Raw genomic sequence first — 8,209 nt, forward strand, 5'->3', positions numbered from 1 at the left:
GGCCCAGCAGCCCTCTCGTTTTAATAAAAACCCAGACGAAAACGGCATCTTTGAGATAGGATGTACGTTTACGTTTTACGCCGCTATCGATGTCGACGCGGAAATCTCACAGAAGGGTTGTACATCGGGTTAGATTATGAAAAAGTCTGTTTTGTAGAAAAGAAATTTCCATAATCATCAAGAAAACCCGATGCAGACAGAGTGTAGCGCAGGCGCGTATGAGTTTCCAGCCTCCTGTGGACGGCGTGTTGTGGCCCGTTTTGACGGGGGGTGCATGAGTTCGGATGGGGGCGTCATTCTGGTGAAGCAGGCTGATGACATTCTGGGTCTCAGCCGCCGCTTTGCTGCCTGTTTTCGCGATAAGCGGCATCCTGCCTTTGTGGAATACCGGGTTGAAGACCTTGTCCGTCAGCGGATCATGGGCCTGGCACTGGGCTATGAAGATCTCAATGATCACGATGCCCTGCGGCATGACCTGATCTTTGGTCTGGCCTCGGGCCGTCTGTCAGGAGGCCGGGCAAACTGCGCAGCATTGGCTGGCAAATCTACACTGAACCGGTTGGAGCGCAGTGGGCACAAGGCAGATCGTTACTGTCGGATCATTGCTGATCATGAGGCCCTGGCGACCCTGTTCGTCACGCTCTTTCTGGACCAGCATGAGCGCGCACCCGCCCGCATCGTTCTGGATGTGGATGCCACCGATGACCGTATCCATGGCCATCAGGAAGGCCGTGCCTTTCATGGGTATTACGGCCATAACTGCTATCTGCCGCTATACATCTTTTGCGGGGATCATCTCCTCAGCGCTACCCTGCGCACGGCAGACAGGGACCCGGGGAAGGAAGCACTGGCAGACATCCGCCGGATCGTGGAGCAGATCAGGAGCCGTTGGCCCCGGGTGCGTATCCTGGTGCGTGGGGACAGCGGTTTCGCCCGGGACAGTCTGATGACATGGTGCGAAGACAACCACGTTGACTTCCTGTTCGGGCTTGCAGGCAACACCCGCCTGTATGACCGGATTGCCTCTTTGTCCGCTGAGGTTCGTGACGAAGCCGCCACGACAGGCAGAGCTGCGCGCGGTTTCGCCTCCTTTGACTGGATCACAAAGGACAGCTGGACGCGCCGCAGGCGGGTCGTGGCCAAGGCCGAATGGCGCCACGGCAACCGCTATCATCGCTTCATTGTCACCACGCTACCGCAGGGAATGTCCGACCCCCGCCATCTCTACGAACAGATTTACTGCGCACGCGGGGATATGGAAAACCGCATCAAGGAATGCCAGATGGATCTGTTCTCAGACAGGACCTCGTCCCACACCATCCGGGCCAACCAGCTCCGGCTGTGGTTCTCGGCCGCAGCCTATGTCCTGCTGATCGCTCTGCAAAGACTGGCCCTTGGCCAGACCAGCCTGGAGACGGCGACCTGTGGCACCATACGCGCACGACTGCTCAAAATCGCGACACGTGTAACGCTCAGCGTCCGTCGGATTGTCCTGTCCATGCCGGACATGTTCCCCTGTCAGCATGAATTCGCCCTCGCTCATGCACGATTGCGAAGGCTCCGGCAGGCCATCTGAAGAAACAGACAGTGCACAGACCACATAGCTTCCACCAACACTGCCTTCTCAGGCCGTGACACCCTCACTGCGTTCAGAACCCGCCGCCAGAAGCACAATATCGTCAATATTCCAGATCGGGCTCCTGTGGGATGACTGAATTCTACAAAATAACCCGAAATTGCCTCAAGTGTGAGAAATCAGCGTCGATCGCGCGTTTTTTGCAGATAATGGCAAACGGAACGCAAAATCAGAAGCCAGAGGATCGCACCCAGCTGGGGCAAGTTTACCCCTCTGGACGAGACTTGCCAGCAAGGCACGAAGTCTAGTCCCAAGGACGCCGGTATAGGTCTGGAGTGATGTCAGAGTTACGCCCCGTCCATCATGGCCCAGACGGCGAAACAAGGAGATGACACGCTCTTCCAGCACATCATCACCAAAGATGGGACATGTTATCATCACACGCCTCCATCCAATCGGTTGCGCCTTTTCCGAGAAACCGTACGCAGAAAGCAGCGATAGCGTAAATAGAGTCTTTTCAGTTTCGACATCCATATCCTCCTATTAAAGCAACATGGATCTCAATCGTTTAGCTCAGGACGCTTAAGGTCAGACCCGAAGGCGTCTGACACACCTAAGATTGGAAGGGATTTTTCCCTCGTCAAGTGGTCCAAAGATATAGAAATTTCCTCATTATACGGGTGATGGAGCAACCTAGGAATATCAAGGGTATCGCAGGCTATCGGATGAAGAGACAAGAAACTGTTTGAACAGATTTTCTGAATCTCAAAGTTTCAGAGAGAACTTCGAAAACAAGTTTACTTCTGGTCTAATCTCCCAAGATCATTAGAATAACGAGTCATGCTTGATACCCTGCATATAACTGGCTCCTGGCCGGTTTTACGTTCTTATGTTCTTGAGCAGGTAGATCGTCTGACCTGCCAACGTCTGAATGATCCCCAGGCCTCAATTGATGTTTTGCGGCCTATTCTCTCGACGGCACATTTTTCCCCACCGCTTCCTGTGCTGATCGCCGGCAGTGCACTTCCCGATGGATCCTTCCTGCCAGATACCGAATTGCCCCGCCATGCGGAACATGCCGCCGCTGCAGGAGAAGCTGTCAAGGCGACCTTTCCTACTTTGCCTTCTGGCTATCAGATCGAACTGGCGTTGGAAATTGACTGCGAAAAGCTGGCGTTCGTTGCCACATTGGTGTCATCCAAGATCAGCAGTAACAGTGGCCCACGAGCCGAGAAAGAAGACACTTCAAAGATTCTGCCTCCCGCACCTATCGGGCAGGCTCCAGCCAACGTAACACGCTGGTTTTCAGCATTGTGCGAAATCGATATACCAGAGCACGATGGGCGGCTTGAAACATCGCAAGCAGCTGTGGGAGCATTCGTGCAACATGGCAAGTCCGCAAATACGCGGCGCGCCTATCGTTCAGCTATTAAGGGATGGTGTGCCTGGACAAACCGTCATGGTCTCCCTGCCCTGCCCGCACGCAGCACAGATGTGGCGACCTATCTCGCAGATCTTGCGCTCCGTGGTCGCAAGCCGACGACGATCGAACTGCATCGTGCAGCACTTCGCTACCTCCATCACATCGCTCAACTTCCTATCCCGACTGCCCAGGCTTTGGTCACGGAAACAGTGGCTGGTATCCATCGATCTCCTGGCAAGGAAATGCCGCGGCAGGTCAAAGGTCTGACATGGGACATGATGTGCGAAGTGATTGATGCAATCCCGATGACCACATTGGTAGACGCACGCGATCGAGCAATCCTCCTGATCGGCTATGGTGGGGCGTTACGACGCTCGGAGTTGGCGTCTATTCGGCTTGAATACGTCACTCTGGATGATGACTGCATGCGGATTACGCTCCCTCAATCCAAGGGCGATAAGCAGAACAAGGGCACTGTGGTCGCCATTCCCCGTGGTATTACGCGCTTTTGTCCAGTTCGTGCGTGGGAGACGTGGTTACGGCTATCGGGTCTTAAACCGCGCAAGAAAACGGCAAACGACCATTCCACGACTGCGGCCTTTCCACGCATCTGGTCTCCTGCGGCCTCGAAACCAGGTGTGTCACCCCCTCTCCCGAAAATTGGCACACAAAGTCTCTCTGACTGGTCTGTGGCCAAGATCATCAAACAACGATGCCTTGCCGCCGGCCTCGAAGGAGACTTTAGCGGACATAGTCTGCGTCGTGGGGCCATCACGACGGGGGCGCAAGACAATTACGATCTGATGGCGCTCAAGCGTTTCTCGCGTCACCGGGATTACCGAGTCCTGGAAGCTTATATTGAGGATGATCAGGCCCTAACCCGACATCCAGGAAAAAGTCGGTTTTGAATCGATATAGGCTTAATTCTGCCTTTCCTAATCTCAAAAACGAAGAAAGGCCGTCGCCTGATATTTCAAAATTCAGATATCTAAAATCGATGCATGAAGAATTTTTACACTCACAGTAATTCCTGCTTTTTGGGAGCCGACTCGTATTGGAGGTAATTTGGACTCTCTCCACGGGTATAAAATATATCCGTGACCCTTCGGTTTCATTGGACTCTTTCCACGATGTCCAACTTTTATCAAGCGGACTTATCCACAATCTAGTTTACGCACCAAATCTTATCCTTTGGACTCTACCCGCGATAAGTTTGGACTCTCTCCACGATAATGGGCTTATCCCTTGGACTTTGCCCACACATAAACTAATAAAGAATCAAATAATAACAAATAGCTTTTGCGGACAGAGTCCAAAGAACCGTGGACAGAGTCCAAATTCCTTCTCGTGGACAAAGTCCAAATTGACGAACAAATTTTCCTTATGACATTGTTCAAGTATGGGACAGATTCATAGCTTACTAGACAGATTTGGCGTTGAAGAAATGCGGCGATTAGCCTCACTTGAGGATAAAACGCAACGTCTGTGTGTCGAAGCCGCTCATGAAGTAATGTCTGATGAAGATCAGGCTATTGGTATAGCTCATGCAGGATTTGCAATGGCCGCTTTACCACATAAAAAAATCTCAGAATCTATTTGGCGCCGCGAAGGAGGTTCAATTCAACTTCTAGTAGAAAGTGGCTTAGATAAAGAAAATAAAGCCGTAGGCGTGCCATTTGGCGCAATGGCTAGACTTATCCTTCTATATCTACAAACACAAGCTGTAAGAACCAGATCCAGAGAAGTCGAGCTCGGATCCAGCATGAATGCTTGGTTAAAAGCAATGGGTGTTTCAGTTGGTGGCAAAACCTATATTGCCGTCAGAGATCAAGCTAATCGTATTAGTCGATGCCGTTTGACGTTCACTAGAATAAATGCTGGTGCAGAAATTATAACTAACGGTGCGTTTGTCCGTGACGCCATCATGCCAGTTGAATCTGAAAATGGAAACCAACTATCATTTTGGAAAGAAGCCGTAAGACTAGATGAAGGCTTTTATGAGAGCCTTATTGAACATCCACTTCCTCTTCGTGAAATCGCAATTCGACAAATATCTAATAAATCTAAGGCTATCGATATTTATATCTGGTTGGCGTACAGATTACATGTACTTAACGATCCGCTTACTTTAAGTTGGAATACGTTAAAAAATCAGTTCGGCCCGGAATATAAAGAATTACGATATTTTAAAAAAGACATTGTTACTCCGCTTAAAATTGCTCTCTCAGTCTACCCGGAAGCTAAGGTACAAATGGACGATAAATATGGAATCATTCTTTATCCTTCTCCACCTCCAATTCCCGAAAAGCGAATTGGAAAGTAAATTTACATGTTAATAAGAAAAAATATATTAGTATTGCAGGAAGATTTTAGATTAACTACTTTTCGATAAGCGCAAATTAAAATTTTTGCAAACTTTGTGGACAGAGTCCAATCCTTATTACGAACGTAAATTTCTTACCGTAATAAGATCAATTTCTAAGAAACTTTCGTCACATCTAAACATTACCATTCATTTTTGAATTATTTTTGGACTCTGTCCACAATGAGGGATCAGCATTGGAAAGTCCATTATCCAATCCTCCGTTAACATACATTTTTTTAACCAGAAATCACAGGCATGACTATTTATCCGCATGCATCTTATCATAACGGGCTTTCCATAAAGATCAGCTTGCTCTTACTACCCATAATAGCGCACCGTTTCTCTTTTTCTCGAGAGAATTAGCCCTGCGGATCGCAAGAGAAAGCACAAAATCCTCGCAGTTCAAGTTGCTGCGCCAAAAACAGCCCGTAGTCCATCGAATGATATGTTAGAAACCTGAAATGAGAAGCCAGAAGCACTAAACTATAGTCTTGCTATCCCTCCAAATGTTAGTTTTTAACGAGTTTGTCACGATGATTACTCCTGTTAATTTAATAGGAAATACTCCGACATCAGTAAGACAATATTTGAATTCCCGCTACGACTTGTATGAATATGTATATGCTTACAAAACGTAGCGGATTCATCTAGAATTATGCTTTCTATTCGCAATAAATGAATGAGCTTATTAATCCTCATCAAGTAATGTTTGGATTTCTTTGAGACGAGTTCTTATCGCGATTAGCTGCTCAAGCATATGCCTTCGGGTAGATTTTAATCGCCGAGCCTCAGTAGATAATGCAGCAAAATCAACATGCGAAATATTCCGTTTGATTGATTTACGAAAAGCAATGATGGCTGACCTTGAAGTGTTTGGACCCACAAGACCTTGCGCGCGAGCAATATCGAGCTCTTCTGGTGCAAGTAGACTTAATTGATAGGCAGCACTATATGAGCCAGGCAAAGAAGTCTCATCAAGACGGCCGCTATCTACGACATGAGCAATGCGTCTAAATTGAGAAGCAACAGGTTCTGAAAACGGAAAAAATTCTTCGAAGCTTGATTTAAGTCGATTTTTTTCTTCTCGAGAAAAAAGTACGTTATCGAGCGTATTTAATGCCCGTCCAATCTCCAAAAATGAACGCGCAGCCCTTTCCCATGCAGCATTAACGGCTCGTTGAGTTTCAAGAATAACGCGAATACGTGCTTGATCATTTGCCAGTTCAGTGCCAGAAAAAACGCTACTGATAGTCTCTAAGGTTTCCGATGATACAATAGTTAATTCCCGTAACTCTTGGGGACGGGCATCGAATGCAGGCACTTCATCTGCATCCAAATCCTGTAGAGCTCGCAGAGAAACGCCCCGCCTTGAAGTTGCTTTGCTCATAAATCCAACTCCTGCTTTAGGTATGCCCACAACGCACCGAAAGCTTCAGCATTTTTCGGTTTACTTAGGTCCATCACTCCAAGCCCTTTACCATTTGCTAAAGATATTTCTTCAGCTTGTGATATTTCTATTGGGCAGACTGGACCTACATTCATTAATTTTGAACGAATAGTCGCGTAGGAACGCGCACGTATATTAGCTCGATTAATAATAAAAGCCGCTTTTACATCACTTTGTTTCAGATGTCGCATCCATGGAGCGACACTATCAAAGTCATCTTGGGTCTGTTGGCAAGGTACAAGAACGAAATCAGCCCCTTCACACAGTCCGAGAATCGCGGTCATATTAATTTCTATTGATGGCGGTGTATCAATAACAATAAAGTCAGCTGTAGAATTACGCGCTTCTTTCAATGCGCCTCGCCAGTCATCTAGCATTACGCGACGCACTGGAATTTCCGAGACGCCAGAGATTCCAGCTCTGACGCGTTCACGTCGCTCTGCCCAGGTGGCTAGAGTTGCTTGTTTATCCATATCAAGACCGAGTACATTTTTCCCTGCCCTTGAAGCTAAAACCAAGATATTTCGTGACAAGGACGACTTACCTACTCCTCCTTTGGGAGAAGATAGCATTATTATAGATTGTCGGTGATTGTTTTTTGGCCTTACCATTGTGACCTCAGATCATGAGATAAAAACACGCTAAAAACGTGTAACCTAATTGCAGTATACCCGCAAAACATAACGTAGGCAGATAGATATATCCAGAATTTTTACACCGTAAAAATTTTACGGCGTAAAATAATGCGGTCAAATATACCATACACCAGCCCTGAGCATGTGGCGCAAGTGGTTGGTGCTCGCCATGCTCGCCCGCTACGCGGTCTGTGCGTGGCTCCGCTCCCGGCGCAGAGCGCCGCACTTGCCCCACCCACTCCGGCCCGGTTGTCAGGAAAGTATCAAGGAGAAGGAATAAGGAGAGAGTAAACACTCCCAGTCCTGCACTTGATCCCGACCAACCCAGCAATCAGGCCCCCGACCCTCAGAAGAGGTGTCGGGCGAAGCCGTTTGAACGGAGTGTGTCATCATGTCCATGTCTGCCTCGCAACTCAATCTGTTCGATACTACAGTGCTGTCAGGTGAACTTGCAGCCCTCTGGTCTCTAGACGATGACCAGCCCATTCCCGAAGTCTGCATCCCCTCCCCTCACCCTTTCCGTATTCCACAGCGGGATTTTCGTCTAAATGGCGTACGTGGTCTGGCTCAAGGCTGGAAAGCGCGTGCAGAAGCAAATATCGCAGCGATCGCCCTGCTCGCGACACTTGAATGCGAGGATCGAAACGCCACTGAGGCAGAGCAGGACGTGCTTGCTCGTTTTACAGGTTTTGGTGCGGGTGAACTTGCCAACAACCTCTTCCCGCCGACAGGCAAAGAAGTGCGCAAGGGATGGGAAAGTCTT

The 8,209-nt window shown here is 48.5% G+C and carries 6 protein-coding genes; 4 read left to right on the forward strand and 2 right to left on the reverse strand.

Features of this window, described 5'->3' with window-relative positions:
• The first annotated feature begins 190 nt into the window (after positions 1 to 190).
• The 3 genes from ACP7IZ_RS12675 to ACP7IZ_RS12685 all read left to right on the forward strand — a co-directional run bounded on the left by ACP7IZ_RS12675 (position 191) and on the right by ACP7IZ_RS12685 (position 5,322).
• On the forward strand, positions 191 to 1,576 hold the full coding sequence (locus ACP7IZ_RS12675) for an IS1380-like element IS1380A family transposase (RefSeq protein ID WP_006115870.1): 1,386 nt from the start codon (positions 191 to 193) through the stop codon (positions 1,574 to 1,576).
• A gap of 840 nt (positions 1,577 to 2,416) precedes the next feature.
• Positions 2,417 to 3,907: a tyrosine-type recombinase/integrase gene (locus ACP7IZ_RS12680; protein ID WP_006115745.1), complete on the forward strand. Its 1,491-nt coding sequence runs from the start codon at positions 2,417 to 2,419 to the stop codon at positions 3,905 to 3,907.
• Between the two features lie 491 nt (positions 3,908 to 4,398).
• A complete protein-coding gene (locus ACP7IZ_RS12685) occupies positions 4,399 to 5,322 on the forward strand; it encodes a replication protein RepA (protein ID WP_006115744.1) in 924 nt (307 codons plus the stop codon).
• A 730-nt stretch (positions 5,323 to 6,052) separates the two neighbouring features.
• On the opposite strand, the gene ACP7IZ_RS12690 is transcribed toward ACP7IZ_RS12685, so the two are convergent.
• Together ACP7IZ_RS12690 and ACP7IZ_RS12695 are read right to left on the reverse strand one after the other, a co-directional pair.
• On the reverse strand, positions 6,053 to 6,751 hold the full coding sequence (locus ACP7IZ_RS12690) for a hypothetical protein (RefSeq protein ID WP_019088965.1): 699 nt from the start codon (positions 6,749 to 6,751) through the stop codon (positions 6,053 to 6,055).
• Entirely contained in the window at positions 6,748 to 7,422 is a 675-nt protein-coding gene (locus tag ACP7IZ_RS12695) for a ParA family protein (protein WP_170315289.1), read from the reverse strand. Before ACP7IZ_RS12695 ends, ACP7IZ_RS12690 begins: the two co-directional genes overlap by 4 nt.
• A 415-nt stretch (positions 7,423 to 7,837) precedes the next feature.
• Between ACP7IZ_RS12695 and ACP7IZ_RS12700 the strand changes: the two genes are divergently transcribed.
• On the forward strand, positions 7,838 to 8,209 hold a 372-nt coding region (locus ACP7IZ_RS12700; protein ID WP_426849563.1), incomplete at its 3' end, for a hypothetical protein.

It is taken from the genome of Acetobacter sp. AAB5 (genome assembly GCF_050106715.1).
Taxonomy (GTDB): Bacteria; Pseudomonadota; Alphaproteobacteria; order Acetobacterales; family Acetobacteraceae; genus Acetobacter; species Acetobacter oryzifermentans.

Bases quoted from the DNA above. Each gene is read 5' to 3' on its own strand.
- ACP7IZ_RS12690 (WP_019088965.1), bottom strand. From the start codon at position 6,751: ATGAGCAAAGCAACTTCAAGGCGGGGCGTTTCTCTGCGAGCTCTACAG.
- ACP7IZ_RS12685 (WP_006115744.1), top strand. From the start codon at position 4,399: ATGGGACAGATTCATAGCTTACTAGACAGATTTGGCGTTGAAGAAATG.
- ACP7IZ_RS12675 (WP_006115870.1), top strand. From the start codon at position 191: ATGCAGACAGAGTGTAGCGCAGGCGCGTATGAGTTTCCAGCCTCCTGT.
- ACP7IZ_RS12680 (WP_006115745.1), top strand. From the start codon at position 2,417: ATGCTTGATACCCTGCATATAACTGGCTCCTGGCCGGTTTTACGTTCT.
- ACP7IZ_RS12695 (WP_170315289.1), bottom strand. From the start codon at position 7,422: ATGGTAAGGCCAAAAAACAATCACCGACAATCTATAATAATGCTATCT.